The sequence below is a fragment of the Microbacterium sp. AISO3 genome, from assembly GCF_002204305.1.
Taxonomy (GTDB): Bacteria; Actinomycetota; Actinomycetes; order Actinomycetales; family Microbacteriaceae; genus Microbacterium; species Microbacterium arborescens.
The window spans coordinates 1-394 of record NZ_NHRF01000176.1 but is presented as its reverse complement, the minus strand read 5'-3'; the positions used below and the strand labels follow the sequence as shown (position 1 = coordinate 394).

1 protein-coding gene is annotated in these 394 nt (G+C 68.3%); it reads left to right on the top strand.

What is annotated here, in order from left to right; genetic code table 11:
- Positions 1 to 38 precede the first annotated feature (38 nt).
- The coding region (locus CBF90_RS16865; RefSeq protein WP_141097239.1) for a DUF4081 domain-containing protein at positions 39 to 394 on the top strand (356 nt) is incomplete at its 3' end.

The following is a 394-nucleotide window of genomic DNA, read 5'->3' as shown; positions in this document are numbered from 1 at the left end:
GGACACCACCGGGGCCGTTGAGGTCACGGTCTCCTGAGGTGAGGACCCGCGTCAGGCAGCTCGACGACGCCGACCTGAGCCAGACCATCGAGTTCCTCTCGCGTGCCCCGGTCGCCAACGTCTTCCTGCTGTCGAGGATCCGTCAGGGCGGGCTGGACAGTGCCCGGCTAGGATGCCCGGTCCACGGCGTCTTCCGAGGCGGTGAACTCGTCGGGCTCGTCCACATCGGGGCCAATCTCGTGCCGGTGATCGACGATGGCCGGGACAGCGCCGTCGTTGACGCCTTGGCGTCGAAGATCGGACGTTGGCGGCGGTCCTCGTCGATCATGGGCGCGGACGTGGCGGTCCTTCCGTTGTACGAACGGCTGGCCCAGATCGGTCCGGACACCTGGGG